Source organism: Arthrobacter cupressi, from assembly GCF_900099975.1.
Lineage (GTDB): Bacteria > Actinomycetota > Actinomycetes > Actinomycetales > Micrococcaceae > Arthrobacter > Arthrobacter cupressi.
Map to the genome: position 1 here is coordinate 67,223 of NZ_FNEI01000013.1, position 17,076 is coordinate 84,298.

15 protein-coding genes are annotated in these 17,076 nt (G+C 68.9%); 9 read left to right on the plus strand and 6 right to left on the minus strand.

Annotated elements, in window-relative coordinates:
• Positions 1-2: 2 nt before the first annotated feature.
• Both BLP88_RS14590 and BLP88_RS14595 read right to left on the minus strand, forming a co-directional pair.
• Positions 3-1,274 carry an acyl-CoA dehydrogenase family protein gene (locus BLP88_RS14590; RefSeq protein ID WP_074590334.1) on the minus strand — a complete coding sequence of 424 codons (1,272 nt, stop codon included), beginning with the start codon at positions 1,272-1,274 and terminating at the stop codon, positions 3-5.
• Positions 1,271-2,074 carry an SDR family NAD(P)-dependent oxidoreductase gene (locus tag BLP88_RS14595; protein ID WP_074590336.1) on the minus strand — a complete coding sequence of 268 codons (804 nt, stop codon included), beginning with the start codon at positions 2,072-2,074 and terminating at the stop codon, positions 1,271-1,273. The genes BLP88_RS14590 and BLP88_RS14595 overlap by 4 nt, the downstream gene beginning before the upstream one ends.
• A gap of 95 nt (positions 2,075-2,169) precedes the next feature.
• On the opposite strand from BLP88_RS14595, the gene BLP88_RS14600 reads away from it, so the two are divergent.
• The gene (locus BLP88_RS14600) at positions 2,170-3,288 is read left to right on the plus strand and encodes a glycoside hydrolase family 76 protein (RefSeq protein WP_074590412.1); all 1,119 of its coding nucleotides are present in this window, start codon (positions 2,170-2,172) and stop codon (positions 3,286-3,288) included.
• Here the strand turns inward: BLP88_RS14600 and BLP88_RS14605 are convergent.
• On the minus strand, positions 3,285-3,890 hold the full coding sequence (locus tag BLP88_RS14605; RefSeq protein WP_074590338.1) for a YdeI/OmpD-associated family protein: 606 nt from the start codon (positions 3,888-3,890) through the stop codon (positions 3,285-3,287). The genes BLP88_RS14600 and BLP88_RS14605 overlap by 4 nt on opposite strands.
• 55 nt (positions 3,891-3,945) lie before the next feature.
• Between BLP88_RS14605 and BLP88_RS14610 the strand changes: the two genes are divergently transcribed.
• Both BLP88_RS14610 and BLP88_RS14615 read left to right on the plus strand, forming a co-directional pair.
• A complete protein-coding gene (locus BLP88_RS14610) occupies positions 3,946-4,611 on the plus strand; it encodes a hypothetical protein (RefSeq protein WP_074590339.1) in 666 nt (221 codons plus the stop codon).
• Between the two features lie 67 nt (positions 4,612-4,678).
• On the plus strand, positions 4,679-6,193 hold the full coding sequence (locus tag BLP88_RS14615) for an HNH endonuclease signature motif containing protein (protein WP_074590341.1): 1,515 nt from the start codon (positions 4,679-4,681) through the stop codon (positions 6,191-6,193).
• Between the two features lie 28 nt (positions 6,194-6,221).
• On the opposite strand, the gene BLP88_RS14620 is transcribed toward BLP88_RS14615, so the two are convergent.
• Genes BLP88_RS14620 through BLP88_RS14630 form a run of 3 tightly spaced genes read right to left on the minus strand, consistent with a single transcriptional unit; the run spans position 6,222 to position 10,487 of the window.
• Entirely contained in the window at positions 6,222-7,475 is a 1,254-nt protein-coding gene (locus BLP88_RS14620; RefSeq protein ID WP_074590343.1) for a M20 family metallo-hydrolase, read from the minus strand.
• Positions 7,472-9,136 carry an amidohydrolase gene (locus BLP88_RS14625; RefSeq protein ID WP_074590344.1) on the minus strand — a complete coding sequence of 555 codons (1,665 nt, stop codon included), beginning with the start codon at positions 9,134-9,136 and terminating at the stop codon, positions 7,472-7,474. Before BLP88_RS14625 ends, BLP88_RS14620 begins: the two co-directional genes overlap by 4 nt.
• 43 nt (positions 9,137-9,179) lie before the next feature.
• Complete coding sequence (locus tag BLP88_RS14630) at positions 9,180-10,487, minus strand: MFS transporter (RefSeq protein WP_074590346.1); 1,308 nt, start codon at positions 10,485-10,487, stop codon at positions 9,180-9,182.
• Positions 10,488-10,612: 125 nt separating this feature from the next.
• Here BLP88_RS14630 and BLP88_RS14635 point away from each other — a divergent pair, with 125 nt between their 5' ends.
• From BLP88_RS14635 to BLP88_RS14660, 6 genes are all read left to right on the plus strand, one after another.
• Positions 10,613-11,776 (plus strand): helix-turn-helix domain-containing protein, encoded by a 1,164-nt coding sequence (locus BLP88_RS14635; protein WP_074590347.1) that lies wholly within the window; start codon positions 10,613-10,615, stop codon positions 11,774-11,776.
• Positions 11,777-11,904: 128 nt separating this feature from the next.
• Entirely contained in the window at positions 11,905-13,269 is a 1,365-nt protein-coding gene (locus BLP88_RS14640) for an MFS transporter (protein WP_245679882.1), read from the plus strand.
• On the plus strand, positions 13,269-13,676 hold the full coding sequence (locus BLP88_RS14645) for a RidA family protein (RefSeq protein ID WP_074590349.1): 408 nt from the start codon (positions 13,269-13,271) through the stop codon (positions 13,674-13,676). The genes BLP88_RS14640 and BLP88_RS14645 overlap by 1 nt, the downstream gene beginning before the upstream one ends.
• Positions 13,673-14,281, plus strand: coding sequence for an RraA family protein (locus tag BLP88_RS14650; RefSeq protein ID WP_074590351.1), 609 nt, complete (start codon positions 13,673-13,675; stop codon positions 14,279-14,281). Before BLP88_RS14645 ends, BLP88_RS14650 begins: the two co-directional genes overlap by 4 nt.
• Before the next feature lie 27 nt (positions 14,282-14,308).
• Complete coding sequence (locus tag BLP88_RS14655; RefSeq protein ID WP_175453575.1) at positions 14,309-15,211, plus strand: LysR family transcriptional regulator; 903 nt, start codon at positions 14,309-14,311, stop codon at positions 15,209-15,211.
• 200 nt (positions 15,212-15,411) lie between these two features.
• The gene (locus tag BLP88_RS14660) at positions 15,412-17,076 is read left to right on the plus strand and encodes a thiamine pyrophosphate-dependent enzyme (protein WP_074590416.1); all 1,665 of its coding nucleotides are present in this window, start codon (positions 15,412-15,414) and stop codon (positions 17,074-17,076) included.

A 17,076-nucleotide genomic window follows, 5' to 3' on the forward strand; every position in this document is an offset into this window, starting at 1 on the left:
TATTACACGATCGCCGATACCCCGGTGACGTTCCGGCCCACGATCAGCGAGTTGATCTCGAAGGAGCCTTCGTAGGTGTAGATGGCCTCGGCGTCGGCGAAGATCTTGGCCATGCGGTAGTCCGTGACAATCCCGTTTCCGCCCAGGATGGACCGGCCCATGGCCACGGTCTCACGCATCCGGGCACTGCAGTAGGACTTGGCCAGCGCCACCTGGGCCATGCTCGCCCCGCCGTGCCGCTCCCCCTTCGCGTCAACGTAGGCGTCCTCCTGGAGCTGCGCGATCCGGGCCATCATGCCCATGCTGGCCACCGCGTTGCCGAGCATGTCCACCAACTGCTGCTGGATCAGCTGGAACTTCGCCAGCGGCCTGCCGAACTGCAGGCGTTCCAGCGCGTACTGCCGCGCGACGTCGAACGCCGCCAACTGCTGCCCCACGGCCTGCCAGGCCACCATGAGCCGGGATCCGCGCAACAAATAGTTGGTGTCCTCGAAGCTGTTGATCCCGGCGAAGCGGTCGGCCTCGGCGATCCGCACGTCCGTGAAGGTGATGTTGGCGTTCTGCACCGTGCGCAGGGCGATCTTGTTCTCGATCTTGCTGCGCGCCACCCCGGGCAGGTTGCCATCCACAATGAAGGCCCGGATCACCTTGCGGCCGGCTTCGAGTTCGGCCTCGTCAAGGGCCCAGACCAGCATGTGGTCGCAGAACGTCCCGTTCCCGATCCAGCGCTTGGCGCCGTTGAGCACCCAGTGCTCGCCGCCGTCGTCGGGGCTCCCGGAAGGGTCGCCCAAAACCCGCCGCGCGGTGGTTTGCAGGCCGCCGGCCACATCGGATCCGTGCTCCGGCTCGGTTAGCGCGAAAGCGCCGGTGGCGCGCAGGTTGGAGGCGTCGTCGAGATAGCGGTCCTGCTGATCCTTGGAGCCGAACTCGTAGAGGGACTCCACGAAAAGGTCGTGGTGGACCATGAAGAAGGTGGCGATGGAGGTGTCCACCCGGGTCATTTCCGCGATGACCAAACCGGCAAAGAGGTTGCTGTAGCCGCGGTGGGTGGGGGTGCTGAGCCGCAGCCCGCCAAGCTTGGGCAGGATGTGCAATGGGAACTCGGCCTTGTCCCACCAGTCCTTGGCGTACGGGGCCACCTCGTTGGCCAGGAACTCGCGCACCTCCTGGAGTTTGCGCTGCTCCTGGACGCTGAGCAGGGATTCGAAGTCGAAGAAGTCCGCCGTGGGCAGTTCCCCGGCGAGGTCTTCCGCCGCGTTGCCGGCCGGGCTCATTTCGGCGCCATCCGGATCGCACCGTCCAGGCGGATGGTTTCGCCGTTGAGCATGGCGTTCTCCACGATGTGCGCCACCAGGCTGGCGTATTCGGCGGGGCGGCCGAGCCGGGCGGGGTGCGGGACCTGCTGGCCCAGGGAGTTCTGGGCGTCCTGCGGCAGCCCGGCGAGCATGGGGGTTTCGAAGATGCCCGGAGCGATGGCCATGACCCGGATCAGGGACCGCGCGAGCTCGCGGGCCACGGGGAGGGTCATCGCGGCTACGGCACCCTTGGACGCGGCGTAGGCGGGCTGGCCGATCTGGCCGTCGAATGCGGCCACCGACGCCGTGTTGATGATGACGCCGCGCTCCGGGCCGCCGAGTTCGGTGGTCACGGGCTCGGTGGCGGCCATCGCTGCCGCGGCCAGCCGGATGACGTTGAAGGTGCCCACGAGGTTGACCTGGATGACTTTGTTGAAGCTTTCCAGCGGCAGCACGCCGTCGCGGCCCAGCACCTTGCCAGGGGTCGCGACGCCGGCGCAGTTCACCACGATGCGCAGCGGGCCGAGATTCGCGGCGGCGTCGACGGCGGCCTGCACCTGCGCTTCGTCGGTAACGTCCGCGGGGACGAAGACAGCCTTTGGATTGGACGCGGAAGCGGAGCCGGAAGCGTTCAGCTCCGCGGCAAAAGCCTCGCCGGCAGAGGACCGAAGGTCGATCAACACCACGGAAGCTCCGGCGTCGAACAGTCTCCTGGCCGTTGCGGCCCCCAAACCTGACGCCCCGCCGGTGACCAGTGCCACCGCTCCCCTGATGTCCATCCATCCTCCTTGATGCCAGCCATTGCGTTAATGCATGTTAACTGAATCACATGGATTGCGCAGCGTTTTGCAGGCCGGATGACTACCCTTTGACCATGCCCACCGAAGACACCCAGGACCTGGTAGCCCGCGCCGACACCGCCGCCCGTTCCGTCACCCGGGCGTTCGGCAAGCGGCTCCTCTTCCTCCCCGGAACGCACCTCGGCGCGTCCGTCCGGCCGCAAAACCCGCTCCGGGCCCTCCTGGAACCGTGGAACTATTGGTGGCAAGCGCACTACGTGGACTGCCTGGTGGACACCGGCCGCCGCGAACTCGCCGCGGGCGTGAAGTTCGACGGCGCCTCCCGCCCGAGTGCCGGGCGGCTGGCATCGCGGCTGGTCACCACCGTCCGGCTGCGGAACTTCCTGCGCTTCGTCAACAGTTATTACGACGACATGGCCTGGCTGGCCCTGGCCACCCTGCGGCTGGAGGACCTCGCCGAGCAGAGCCGCCACACGGGCCGCGGCTCGGGACGAAGGCGCAACGCGAGGGTCCGCGAAAGCCTCACGCTGCAGTTCGATTCGGCCTCCACGGAGGACCTTGGCGGCGGCACCTTCTGGAACATCGCGCGCGACTTCAAGAACACCCCGGCCACCGCGCCGGTTGCCCTGTACTACGCCCGCACGGGCCGCCGTGAGAGTGCACAGCGCCTCCTGGACTGGCTTAACGCCAGGCTGTTCGACCCGGAGCGCGGCCTGTACCAGGACGGCCTGCGGATCCAGGGCACCGGGACCGTGCTGGTGGCCGACATTTACACCTACAACCAAGGGCCCGTGCTCGGCGCATTGCTGGAACTCGGCGGCGAGGAGAACATGCAAAGGGCCTCCGCGCTCATCGAAGCCGTCGCCCGGGCCCTGACCCTGAACGGAACCAACGTTGTGAAGTGCCACGGTGACGGCGACGGCGGACTGTTCACCGGGATCCTGCTCCGTTACCTGGCACTCGCCGCAGCCGACAACCGCCTGCCGGAAAGCGGCCGGCAGCAGGCACGGCAGATGGTGCTGGATACGGCGGACGCCTTCTGGGCGGGCCGCGCCGAAACAGAGCCGCTCACCTTCTCCAGCGACCCCCTGCGACCGGCAGACAAGACCTACCCGCCGGGCTCCGCCGTCGAGCTGTCGACCCAACTGCAGGCGTGGATGGCGCTGGAGGCGGCCGCCAGCCTGGCAAACTAGCCGCGCGGCGTCTCCGGCATCTTCTTCTGCGGGTACGGCGTCTCGTGCCGGGCCAGCATCTCCACGAACCCGGAGATCTTCCGGGCCCGGGTTTCCGGCCGTTTGACGGACGCGGTCCGGTAGATCAGGGCGAAGCGGTTTGTGCCGGAGAGCACGTCGAACATTGCCTGCGCTTCCGGAACCGCCGCGATCGCCGCGGCGAGGTCATCGGGCACCTCCGCGGACGCCTGGCCGGAATACGCCCTGTCCCAGCGGCCGTCCGCCTTCGCGGCCTCGACGGCGGCCCGGCCGGCGGCGTGCATCTTCCCCGCGGCTTCCAGCCTGGCGATATGGCCGGTGTTCCGTTCCGACCAAGGGCTGCGCGGACCACGCCGGGTCATCCGCTGGAACATGCTTTCCGCGTCGCGCCGCCTCGCCTGCCCGTCGATCCAGCCGAAGCAGAGGGCCTCGTCCAGGGCGGCGTCGTAGTCGAGTTCGGTGACGTTGCCGCCCTTCTTGTGCAGGACCAGCCAGACGCCTGGGCTGGTGCTGTGGTTTGCCTCCAGCCACGCCCGCCATTCGGCGGCGTCCTTGACCAGCAGTTCTTCGAGTTCAACGGCCATGTGCCCATTCTGCCCCCGGCCACCGACATCCGGGCTGCCGCGTAGGCTGGTGGCCATGCTGCGAGTCCGACCCATCGTTTTCACGTCCCGCCCCGAGGCCTGGGAACCCCTGCTGGCTGCCCTGGGCATGATCAAGACCGTGGACGACGGCGGCCGCCGGGAGTTCGACGCCGGCTCCGGGCGCCTCGCCCTGCAGCAGGTTTCGCCGGGCGCGGTGGAGGACGGCAGCACGGTGTTCGGCGTCGAAATCGGCGACCCGGCGGAGTTCGCCCGCCGCACCGTGGCCGACGGTACCCGGGCCGAGGTCATCGACACCGCGCACGGCACCGCCGTGCGCGTCACGGCGGAGGACGGCTTCAGTTTCCTCGCGGACAAAGCCGCCCACGGCGCGGTCTGCGCTGACGCGGACCCGGCGCTGGCCGTCGTCGGAATCTGGCTGACCCCCGCCGTCGAACGGGCCACGCAGGAACTGCGCCACATCGGCGCACGGCCCCGCCGGGACACCCCGGACGGGCCGGACTTAAGCACCAAGAACGGCGGGATCCTTACTGTACGCGCGGGCGATCAGCCGGCGGGAGGCCCGCTCGAATTCGAGTACGACGGCGGCCTGGACGGTTTGCGGGCCCGGCTCGCCTCAGCGGGGGTTGCGGTCCGGGAGGACGGCGGAACGCTGCTGGTGGGAGCGCCGGACGGCGGGGAACTGGCGGTGCGGCGGGCCTGAGCCTTGGACTTGGTCGCCCCTGTTTGTACGTGGATAAATTGTCGTAGCCCCTTGCTTGAATTAGTGCATGGAGAACAGCACGGGGTTTGCCCAGGCAGCGGGGAGGCAGGTCCTTCCTGTCGATGCGCTGGCCGATCTCGTGTCCTCGCTGGAGTCGCTGGAGCAAGTGCAGTCGCGTTTGCACGCGGTGCGTGAAGGGCTGCTGGTTATGGCCTCGCAGTTGGCGGACGCGATGGAGAACGACGGCGGCGGGCCGGGTTCCGGGTGGCGGGTGCCTGCGAGGGAGCTGGCTCAGCGGTCGGTGGCCGCCGAGATCGCGGCGGCGACGCGGATGAGTGATCGGACGGTGCAGCGGCAGATAAGCCAGGCCGTAGAGCTGGCCGCCCGGTTCCCAGCAACGTATCAAGCGCTTTCCGATGGTCGGATTAGCCTGGCCCACGCCCGGGTGATCCAGGAAGCCGGGATCGCTCTGATGGATGACGATGGCCGGGGCCGTTACGAGGCTGCAGTGGTGGGCTGCGCCGAGCAGCAGGCACCAGGGCGGGTGCGGCGCCTGGCGGTGCGGGAAGCAGAAAAAGCCCAGGCCGAGCCCTTGGCCGCCCGGCACGAACGGGCTGTCGCCGGCCGCTGCGTCCGGGTCATACCACTGCCGGACGGGATGGCGGAACTCGCCGCGACCTTGCCCGCGGCGGTGGCCTACGGGATCCACGACCGGCTCACGCAGATGGCTAAGACGCACATCGAGCTGGCCGCCGTTGAACACGCTGCCTCCGGCCGAATCAGTGAAAGCGGTGCCACCGCAGAGCCAGGCACCGGCGCCGGAGAAAACCGTTGCATGGACCAGCTGCGCGCCGACCTCTTAGCTGACCTGTTGTTGTGCGGTGCACCGACCGGGCACGACACCCCGGACGGGCTGCTTGCAGCCATCACCGCCCGGGTGGATGTCACCGTTCCCGTCCTGACATTGATCAACGAGGCGGGCCCGGACCACGGCGAACCAACTTCGAAGACCAGCGGCCAGACTTCGGGATACGGGGCGTCAGCTGCGGGCAATCGTGCCCGGGAGAACGCCGTCGGGAATGACTGGATCGCGGCCGAGCTGGATGGGCGCCACCCGATCGACCCCGCCACCGCCAGGATCCTCGCCGGACGAGCCGTCGCGTGGAACCGCGTCCTAACCGACCCGATCATCGGTGCCGTGCTTGCCGTCGACCGGTACCGCCCCGGGGAGGACCTCAAACGCCTCCTCACCGCCCGGGATAGCAGGTGCCGTTTCCCTGGTTGCGGCGTCCCGGCCCGTGACCTGGATCTGGACCACACCCACGACGCAGCCCTGGGCGGCGCCACCGAAACCGGGAATCTTGCCGGGCTGTGCCGGCGTCACCACGTGCTCAAACACCACAGCCGATGGACTACCAGGCAAACGGGAAACGGAAACCTGGAATGGAACAGTCCCACCGGCCGGAGCTACACCGACAGGCCGCCCACGCCGCCGGCAACCACTGCATGGACCGGAAAACCACCCGATTCCTGTCCACCCGGGGAATGGTCTCCTATGGGATCCAAGCCGCCGCCCTTCTAACACGGAACGGGATCACACGAGGGACGCGTTAGTCCTCCAAAGCCCCGTCGCAGAGCCGCCCGACCACCTCTGTGAGCATGGCCAGGCCCGCCACGATGTCCTCGTCCGTGGTGTACTCGTGCTCGTTGTGGGAGATGCCGTCCACGCTCGGCACGAACAGCATCACCGTGGGCACCAGGTCCTTCATGTTGGTGGAGTCGTGCCCGGCGAGGGTCATCACTTCCTTGTAGGGCAGGCCCAGGTCCGCGGCGGCCTTGGCGGCCAGCTCCACACCTTCGGGCTGGTACGGGGTCACCGGCCAGGAGTGCGATGTGCGCCGCTCCACCTGCACGCTCGCGGCCTTCTCGGCTTCGGCCACTCGGCGGTGCAGCATGGCGTCGGCTTCGGCCAGGGCGTCCTCGTCGGCGCTGCGCAGGTCCAGGAGCAGCTGCACCCGGCTTGGCACCACGACGGGCGAGTTCGGGTGGACGTCCAACTGGCCCACCGAAGTGTGGACCTTGCCGGGGAAGGCGTCCGCGATCTCGCGGGCGGCTACCACCAGCAGGGACGCACCGAGGAGCGCGTCGTGCCGGTCGGCGATCACGGTGGAGCCGGTGTGCGCCTGCTCCCCGTGCACCACGAATTCGTACTTGTTCGCTGCCCAGTTGGAGTGGACCAGGCCGATCGTCACGCCGTCGCGTTCCATGGAGCGGCCCTGTTCGATATGGATCTCCGCGCAGAACGCGGCCTCCGGGCCCTCCCAGTCGGAGAGGAAACCGTGAGCTCCCAGCGCCTCGCCCACGGTGACGCCCTGCGGGTCTGTCACGGCCAGCGCGTCGGCGAGCGCGAGCTTGCCGGTGTAGACGGAGGATCCCATCATGGACGGCTTGAAGCGGCTGCCTTCCTCGTTGAACCAGTTCACCACCGCCACGTTGTACTTCGGCGCGGTGCGCTCGTTGCTGTCCCAGGCGGAGGCGAGCCGGAACGCGGCGTGCGCCGCGGCGAGGACGCCGTATGCGCCGTCGTACCTGCCGGCGGTCGGCTGGGAGTCCATGTGCGAACCGACCACCACGAACGGGGCTCCCGGCACCCTCTCCAGCAGGCCCCACTGGTTCCCGATCCTGTCGAAGCGGACCGTGAAACCGCGGGCCTCGAGGATGGAGCGGAACCAGGTGCGCTGCGCGGCGTCGGCCTGGCTGGCGGCCTGCCGGTCCACGCCGCCGTTGGCGGTGGCGCCGAAGCCGCTCATGGTGCGGAAGTCGGCCAGGAAGTCGTCGGCGGAGGGGGCGGTGCGGGTAGTCATGAGTGCAGTTCCTTAATGCGTGAGTAGCTGGAGACGCCGCCAAGCAGCGTCGCTTCAACGGTGAGGTCGGTGAGCTCGGAGGCCTCCAGGGGGCTGCCGGAAAGCACGACGGCGTCGGCCAGCTTTCCGGGGGTGAAGGAGCCTTTTGAGGTGGAGGCGCCGGTAGCTGCCGCCGCCTGGGTGGTGTAGAGGCTGAGGGCCCGGCGACGGCTGAGCCGTTCGTCCGGGTTCCCGAAGATCCGTCCCGAGCCGGTGCGCCGGTCCACGTAGGCCTGCATGCCGCGGAGCACGTCGCCGTCGGCCACAGGCCGGTCGGAGCTGCCGGCCACCATGGTTCCGGCGTCGAGGAACGACGCCGCCCGGTAGGCCCAGGCGGAACGTTCCTCGCCCAGCGAGGCGGCCATGTTGTCCCCGCCCTCGGCGAAGAAGCTCGACTGCGGGGTCACGGCGATGCCGGCCTCGGCGAGGCGCGGCAGCTGGTCCGGGCGGACCACGGAGGCGTGCTCGATCCGGTTGGGCAGGGCGTTGCGGCCGTACCGGGACTGGAGCTCCTCGAACAGGTCCAGGGCCAGGTCGATCGCGCGGTCTCCGATGGCGTGGGCGGCCACGGCCCAGCCGGAGCGGTATGCGGCCTCGATGCGTTCGCGCAACTGCTCCGGGTCTTCCTGGAAGTAGCCACTGGTTCCGTGACTACCGGAACCGTGCGGGTGGTTGCAGTACGGTTCGGTGACGGCGGCGGTCCGGCTCAGGAGCGAGCCGTCCAGAAACACCTTGACCGGGCCCAGGGACAGCATGTCCGAGCCGAAGCCGGAATGGATCCCCAGGTCAAGGCCCGTTCCGAGGCCGTCCGTGGAGTGCCCGTGGACCGGTTTCAGGGCATCCAGGACGGGCATCAGCTGCGCCCTGGCCTTGAGGGTTCCGGCCGCAGCGGCCCGCTGGAAGGCTGCCAGTTCCACGGGGCTTTGCCCGATCCAGCCGGCACCGATTCCGGCGTCGGTGAAGCTGGTGATGCCCTGGGAGGCGTAGATCCTGGTGGCTTCCTCCACGGCCTGCTGGAGCCGGGAAAGGGGCCGGGGCTGGAAGGCCTGCTGGAAGATTTCCTGCGCGGTTTCCTCGACGACGCCGGTGGGCAGGCCGTGCGGGTCGCGCACGATCCGCCCGCCCACCGGGTCCGGGGAACCCGGTTCGTAGCGGCCCACCAGTTTCATGGCGGCCGTGTTCACCAGCGCCTGGTGGCCGGAGTTGTGGCGCAGGAACAGCGGCACGGCACCGGTGGCGGCGTCCAGTTCGGCCAGGGAGGGGAACTGCCCGCCGAAGCGGTCGTGGTTGAAGCCGGAGGAAATCAGCCAGCCGTCGTCGCCGGCTGCTGCGGCGGGTGCCGCCGCAGCCAGGACCTCCAGCACCTGGGCGAGGGTGGAACACCCGTCCACGGACGGTTCCAGCAGCCCCAGCCCGAACCACGGTGTGTGGCAGTGGGCGTCGATGAAGCCGGGCACGAGGGTCCGTCCGCCGAGGTCCACGGCGTGCCGGGCACCCAGGCCCGCAATGTCGCCGTCGAGCCCTACCACCCGGCCGTGCAGCACACCGAGGGAGCGCGCCGACGGCCGGGCCGGGTCCATCGTGATGATGTCCGCGTTGTGCAGGACAAGGTCCAGGTCCACAGGATTCTCCAGTTACTTCAGCTTGCCGTCCGGTCCAGGCAGCTCAGGCCTTCAGGCCCTGCTGCTTGATGCTCAGCGAGGGGATGGCCAGGCCGGCCACGGCGGTGAGGAGCGAGATACCGATCAGCAGCCAGGCACTGGGGACCCAGGAGTTGCCGCTCGCGGCGAGGGTTGCGGTGGCGACCATCGGGACGAAACCGCTGAGCAGGCCGGCAAGGTTGGAGGAAATGGCCACGCCTGTGTAACGGGTGCGGGTGGGGAAAAGCCCGGTGAGGACAGCGCCGGACACCGCGTAGGGGATGGACAGGGCGCACACGCCGAGGGTCACGCCGAAGATCACCAGGAAGGGATCCTTGGACTGCACGGCCAGGAAGACCGGGAAGGCCAGGATCGCGGAGAGGAGGCCGCCGGTGATCACGACCCGGCTGGCTCCGAACCGCTCGGCCATGCGCCCGCCGCCGATCAGGATGAAGACCTCGAAGACCGCGGCGATCAGGGTGGCGGCAAGCAGGAGGTTGCGGTCGAGCTTCAGGACGGTGGTGCCGTAGAAGACCACGAAGGTGGTGACAAGGTAGAAGCCGCCCACGCCCAGCATGGCCGTGGCCGCGCCGACGAGGACCTGCTTCCAGGAGCTGCCGAGCACTCCGCGGATGGGGGCGTGTTCGGTCTCGCCTTCCTCCATGAGGGCCTCGAACTCGGGCGATTCGGAGAGACGGGAACGGATCCACAGGGAGACCAGCAGCAGCGGGATGGCCAGCAGGAACGGGATGCGCCAGCCCCAGTCGTCGAAGCTGTCCTTGCTCAGCAGGAAGGCGAGCAGGGCGAATCCGCCGGAGGACAGGATGGTGCCGATGGGCGAGCCGAGCTGCGGCATGGCGCCGTAGCGGCCGCGCTTCTCCACCGGTGCGTTTTCCACTGCGATGATCATGGCGCCGGACCATTCGCCGCCGACGGCGAGGCCCTGGACGATGCGCAGCAGGATCAGCAGGACCGGGGCGGCGACGCCGATAGCGGCGTAGGTGGGCAGCAGGCCGATGAGGCCGGTGACCACGCCGATGCCGACAATCGTGATCATCAGGATCTTCTTGCGGCCCACCTTGTCGCCGAGCGCGCCGAAGATCAGGCCGCCCACGGGTCGGGCGACGAAGCCCACCGCCAGCGTGCCGAAGGAGAAGATGCCGGCCAGGATGGGGTCCTTGGTGGCGAAGAACTGGATGTTGAAGACCAGCGCCGAGGCGGTGGTGAAGAGGAAGAAGTCGTACCACTCAAGGGCGGTGCCGACCAGGGCGCCGAGGGCCACGCGTTTGGTGACCTTCTCGTCGATGACCGGGGTCGCAGAGGAAATACTCATTGGGGGCTCCAGGGAGTTCAAGGCCTGTGATTCGGGTCTCAGGCAGGTTCTCCCTCCATGCTTGCAGGTTGTTTACCCAAAATCTCTAGGGATTCGCCGCGGGAATGACCGCATAGAATGTGTAAATGCACAATTCTTCGAAATTGGGCCCGTCACGGTGGAGCCCCGACGAGGGCTGGGACGGGCTACTGGTCCGGCTGGCCGCGCACGTGCCGGAGATGGCCGCGGGCTTCGTGGACAAGGTGTCGGGGATACCGGAGTACGCGAGCGGCGGGGTGACCAGGGAGGAACTGCTTGCCACGGCCGAGCGCACCTTCGAGCAGTTGGTGGCGGCGTTGCGCCGGGGCGGCACGGAACTCGAGGGCGAACTCGCCGGGGCGGCCCGCGAACTGGGCGGCCGGCGGGCCCGGGCCGGCATTCCCCCCGAATCGCTGATGTCCGCCGTCCGCCTGGACTTCCCCGTGATCTGGGCGCAACTGCTGGCACTGGTGGATCCTGCGGACGGAGCGGCACTGAACTCCCGCGTGGAGGAGGTCTGGAACCTGGTGGACCAGTACGCCACTCAGACCCGCAACGGCTACCTCGACGAGCGGGTGCGCATGGCCCAGGAAGAGGCCGTGGTGGAGCGGGACTTCATCGCCCAGCTTTTCGCCCCCGGCGGGCATGGACCGGAGACGCTGCAGAGAATCGGGACAGCGCTCGATCTGGCCCCCGGGGCAGAACTCTCCCTCGCGGCGGCCAGGGGCGAGGCCGGCGCCGTACTCCGCACCCTCGGGGTGGCTCCGGCGGCGCGGTTCAGGGTGTATGTCTACGAATCCGGCGACGTGGTCTACGGCTTCTGGAAAGTTCCGGCCAGCGGATCTCCGCTGCCTCCGGGACTGTCGAGGATCCCGTGTGGCTTGGTCTCCTCGATACCGGGGCTGGCCGGCGTCCGCGAAGCAGCTGTCGAAGCCGAGGCGCTTGCCCGGGTGGCGCATGAGGGCGACGACGGTCCCCTCGACACCGGGACAGCGTGGCCGCGGGTAGCCCGGCGGCTGCTGGACGACGCCCGGCTCCCGCTCCGGGCCGCCGTCGACCGCTCCCTGGAAAGCTGCCGTCCCAACGAGCGCGAGCGCCTCGAGGAGACGGCGCGCTCCATCCTTGCCACCGGGAACGTGACCGCCACGGCGGCGGCGCTTTTCTGCCACCGCAACACGATCCTGAACCGCATGGCCAGGTTCCAGGAGGTCACGGGCATCGATCTCACAGTGCCGGAGCAGGCGGCCCGGCTCGTGGTGGCCTGGGCCTGACCCCTTCCCGTCGGCACCGGGCAATCCATGCCGGATCGGCATGGAGATGATCCAAGTTAGGTCTTAGACAGCATCTGACGGCTCCGGGAATAGTGAGGTATCCCACTCCCAAACCCCTGGAGTTCCCAATGACATCCCCTGCCCCCTCATCACCGGTGCTTTCCGGCACGGTCCGCGCGGAGCGCCTGGACCAGCGGAAAATGAACAAGATCGCCTTCGCCAGCGTCATCGGCACCACCGTCGAGTGGTACGACCTGTTCGTCTTCGGCACCGCCTCGGCCCTGGTCTTCAACAAGATCTTCTTCCCCAGCTTCGATCCCATCGTGGGCACCATGCTGGCCTTCGGCACCTTTGCCTCGGCCTATGTGGCGCGCATGGTCGGCGCCATTGTCTTCGGACATTTCGGCGACCGCCTGGGCCGCAAGTCCATGCTCCTGGTTTCCCTGCTGACCATGGGCGCAGCCACCTTCGCCATCGGCCTCCTGCCGGACTACAGCGCCATCGGCGTGATGGCTCCGCTGCTGCTGCTCCTGCTCCGGGTGATCCAGGGCCTGGCCCTCGGCGGCGAATGGGGCGGCGCCGTGCTGATGACCGTTGAGCATGCTCCCCCGGCCCGCCGCGGCTTCTTCGGTTCCCTTGTCCAAGTGGGTGTCCCCGCCGGAACCCTGATCGCCAATGTCGCGTTCCTGCTGGTCGCTTCCATGGTCAGCGAAGACGCCCTGCACAGCTGGGGTTGGCGCATCCCGTTCCTGGCTTCCGTGCTGCTGGTGGCTGTGGGAATCTACATCCGCCTGAACATCGAGGAAACCCCGTCCTTCCAGGCCGTCAAGTCCCAGGGCGCCAAGGCCAAGATCCCCTTCGCGGCCCTCATGGCCAAGTACTGGAAGCAGGTGGTCCTCGGTGGCGTCGCCACGCTTTCCACGGGCAGCACCTTCACCCTGCTGGTGGCCTCCGGCGTGTCCTACGGCAAGAAGACCTTGGGCCACTCGGAAACCCTCATGCTCTGGGTGGTCCTGGCCGCCTGCGCCCTCGGCCTGGTCCTTATCCCGTTCTTCGGCCGCCTCTCCGACAAGTACGGACGCAAGCCGATCATCTACGCCGGCGTCGCCGCCGAGGCCGTCCTGGCCTTCCCGATGTTCTGGCTCATGGACACCAAGTCCGTGGCCCTGCTGTTCGTGGCCTACCTGGCCATGATGACCGCGTTCTGCGCCAACTACGGCCCGATCGCCACCTTCCTGGCGGAGCTTTTCGGTTCCAAGGTCCGCTACTCGGGCCTGTCCGTTGCCTACATGCTCTCCGGCCTGCTGGGTTCGGCTGCCACGCCCTTCATCACCACCTGGCTGCTGGGCCTGACCGGCCAGAGCTCATCGATCGCCTGGTACATCCTGGCCGCCGCAGGGCTCTCCCTCGTGGCATTGTTCATCCTCAGCGAGACCCGCTACGGCAACATCGACGCCGTGGACGAAGCCCCGGCCGCCAGGCAGGAAGCCTGATGCAGCGCGTCACCGGGACACCCGGGCTCGCGCCCGCCGTCGGCCCCTTCTCCCAGGCGGTCGCCGCCAACGGCTTCGTGTTCGTCACCGGGCAGCTGCCCTCCGGCCCGGGCGGCCTGGCCGACCAGCCGGAGGACTTCGAGGCGCAAGTCCGGCGGACCCTGGAGAACCTCCGCTCCGTCCTGGCGGAGGCCGGATCCGGGCTGGAACACGTGGTCAAATGCAACGGCTACCTGACCGCCCCCGAACAGCTGGAACCCTACAACCGGGTCTACGCCGAGTTCTTCGGCGGGCACCGGCCCGCCCGGACCACCGTGTGCGTGAGCCTCTGGGGCGTCGCCCTGGAGATCGACTGCGTGGCCGTGCAGGCGGGCGCCGTGCGGGCGGGCAGCGGGGGCGCGGCATGACCGCGGAGTTCCTGGACCGCTTGTCCCGCATCAGCGTCCCCACCCTGGGGCACTTCCTGGAGGATGGTTTCCTGCCTCCGGTGATCCGCCGCTTGGCAGGACGCGGGACGGTGGCCGGCCGGGCTCGGACCGTGCGGATTGCCGGGCAGGACGCCCTCGCCGTGAACCGGGCCATCCTGGGCCTGCAGCCCGGAGACTTTCTGGTGGTGGACATGTCCGGCGACCATGGGCACGCCCCGCTCGGTGCCGTCACGGCGGCCGCGATCGGCGCGCAAGGCGCCGTAGGCGTGGTGGTGGACGGGTCCGTGACCGACCTGGCCGACCTCAAGGCTTCCGGCCTGAGCGTCCACGCCCGCGGCACCAGCTGCCTCACCACCAAACGGCACGGGACCACCGGCTCGACGTCCGGCGTCGAGCTGGAAATTGCAGGTGTGCGGATCGCCTACGGCGACCTGGTCGTCGCGGACGACAACGGCGTGGCGGTTTTACCGCCCGAGGTACTGTCCGGGGTGCTGCCGCTGGCCGAAGCGTCCGACGCCGCGGAGCCGGACCTGCTCGCACGGATCCGTTCCGGGGAGGCACTGGATGGCCTGCTGGCCACCTGAGCGGCGGGCTGAGGCAAGATGGGCTTCATGAATCTTCGCCGGCTGCAGTACTTCCTGGCCGTGGTGGACCACGGCACGGTCACCGGGGCGGCGGACAAGCTGCACATGGCCCAGCCCGCCCTGAGCCGCCAGATCAAGACCCTGGAACGGGAACTCAAACTGGAGCTCTTCGAACCCCAAGGCAGCCGCCTTGCCCTGACGGCGGCGGGCCGGGCCCTGGTGCCCGCCGCCCGCCGCCTGGTGGTGGAGGCCCTGGACTTCGAAAGCGCCGCCACCCTGCTGCGGACCGGCAAGGTGGAACGCCTGACCGTCGCGGCAACCAGCGCCTCCCTCCGGACCTTCCTGGCTCCGTTCATCGCCACCATGACGCCGGCTGATCCGCAGCTGGTGGCCCGGGAGACCAGCCATTTCGAGATGACGGAGTCCCTCCGCCAGGGCTGTGATTTCGCAGTGTCCCCGCAGGCGCCGGACGGCGACCTCCGGCATGTTCCCCTGGGCAGGATGCCGGTGCGCGCCTATGTCTCGAAGGACCATGAATGGGCGCGCGACGGCGTCCGGCAGCTTCCGTTGTCCGCATTCGCCGGCGTGCCCGCCATCCTCACCTCGCACCACAGCGTGAGCCGCTTCCTCCTCGACGACGCCCTGAGCAGGCACGACGTCACTTTCAGCAGCGTCACCGAATGCGACGACGGGCAAAGCATCATGGCGCTCGCCGTGGCCGGGCACGGCGTCGGATTCTCCACCGAGCGGCCGCTCTACGGCGCGCACCCCATCCTGGTGCTCGACGACGATGACTCAGGAGCCCGCCCCCTTGGCCTGGCCCTGCACGTGGCCTGGCTCCCGGGCCACTACGCCGAAGCCGTCATCGAGGAACTCGCCCTGCGCATCCGCGACTTCCTCCAAGCCGAGGGGATCGCGCTGGGCGCGTGAGCCCCTCCCCCGTCGATTGCTCCGTAACTGTCGTTTTGGACCCTCAGAACGACACTGACGGAGCAATCGATGTTCTAGAAGCCCGGTCTCATGCCAAACAGGCATGAAAACCCTGCGGAATAGGTATTGGACGGCATGGTTTGCGGCTCCAGATACTGGTTGGGAACAAGCATTCCCCCAGTGATGTGGAGCAGAACCCCGTGAGCCCCAAACCCCAGCACGCCGGCCAGGCGATCGTCGATTCGCTCGCCCTGCACGGCGTCAAGCGCGTCTTTGCCGTTCCCGGTGAAAGCTACCTCGCTGTCCTTGACGGCCTGCACGGCGCGGACATCGAGACCGTCGTAGTCCGCCAGGAGGGCGGTGCCAGCTACATGGCCGAGGCCCACGGCAAGATCACCGGCGAGCCGGGCGTGGCCATGGTGACCCGCGGCCCGGGCGCCGCCAACGCCTTCATCGCCCTGCACACCGCGTGGCAGGACGGCACGCCGATGGTCCTGTTCGTCGGCCTCGTGCCGATCGCCGACCGCATGCGCGAGTCCTTCCAGGAATTCGACCCCAACGCATGGTTCGGAACCCAGGCCAAGCGCGTCTTCACCCTGGACGAGCCCGGACGGGCCTCCGAAGTGGTGGCGGAGGCCTTCTTCGCCGCGAAGTCAGGCCGGCCGGGCCCCGTGGTGGTCGGCCTCCCGGAGGATGTCATCACCAAGGAGTTCAGCGGAGCGCTGACCCCGCCGGTCCCGGTGGCCGAAGGCGCCGTCTCCCCCGCCGAACTGCGCACCCTCCTGGACGCCCTGCGTGGCGCGGAGAAGCCCCTTCTCTTCGTCGGCGGCCAGCGCTGGACCACCGAAGCCGCCGCAGCCATCACCGCCTTCGCCGAGCGCAACGGCCTGCCGGTCGCCCAGGACTGGCATGCCTCGGACCGCATCCCGTTCTCGTCCCCCGTCAACCTGGGCTCGCTCGGCTACAGCCGCAACGGCACGGTGGCACGCATGTTCGAAGTGGCCGACGTCGTCGTCGCAATCGGTGCCGTGCCGGGCGACGTCGCCACGGACGGCTTCACCCTCCGCCAGCGTCCCGACGCCGTCAACCACCTCGTCTCCATCGATTCCACCCTCCGGGGCCGTTCCGGCGCGATCAGCTCCCACGTCCTCGCCTCCCCGGTGGCTGTCGCTGCAGCCCTGGAGGTACTCGGCGACGCCGCGGATCTGGGCCGCCGGGGCGACTGGGCGGGCTGGACCGGCGCCGGGCACGCGGCGCACCTCGCCTACGCCGAAATCGCGGACGACGCCGCCCTGCCGCCCACCGCCGAAGGCACCGCGCACATGAGCACGGTCATGCGGGAACTGGTCGCGCGCCTGCCGCATGACGCCGTCAACACGCTCGGTGCCGGCAACCACACCCTCTGGGCGCAGCGCTTCTTCCCCACCGAGGTGTTCCCCTCCCAGCTGGCCACCCGCAACGGCTCCATGGGCTACTCCATCCCCGCCGCCGTCGCCTCCGTCCTGGAAAACCCGCACCGCCTGGCCGTGGCCGTCTGTGGCGACGGCGAATTCCTCATGAACGGGCAGGAACTGGCTACCGCCGCCCAGTACGGAGCGCCGCTGCTGGCCATCGTGCTGGACAACAGCCAGTACTCCACCATCCGCGCCCACCAGGAAAAGCACTTCCCCGGCCGGGTCAGCGGCACGCAACTGGCGAACCCCGACTTCGCGGCCCTCTCCCGGGCCTTCGGCGGCCACGGCGAAACGGTGCGCAGCGACAAGGAGGCGGCAGACGCCGTCGAACGCGCCCTGGACGCCGTGCTGACCCGCCGGGTGAGCGCCCTCATCCACGTCGTCGCCGACCAGGCCCTCCTGGAACCGTAA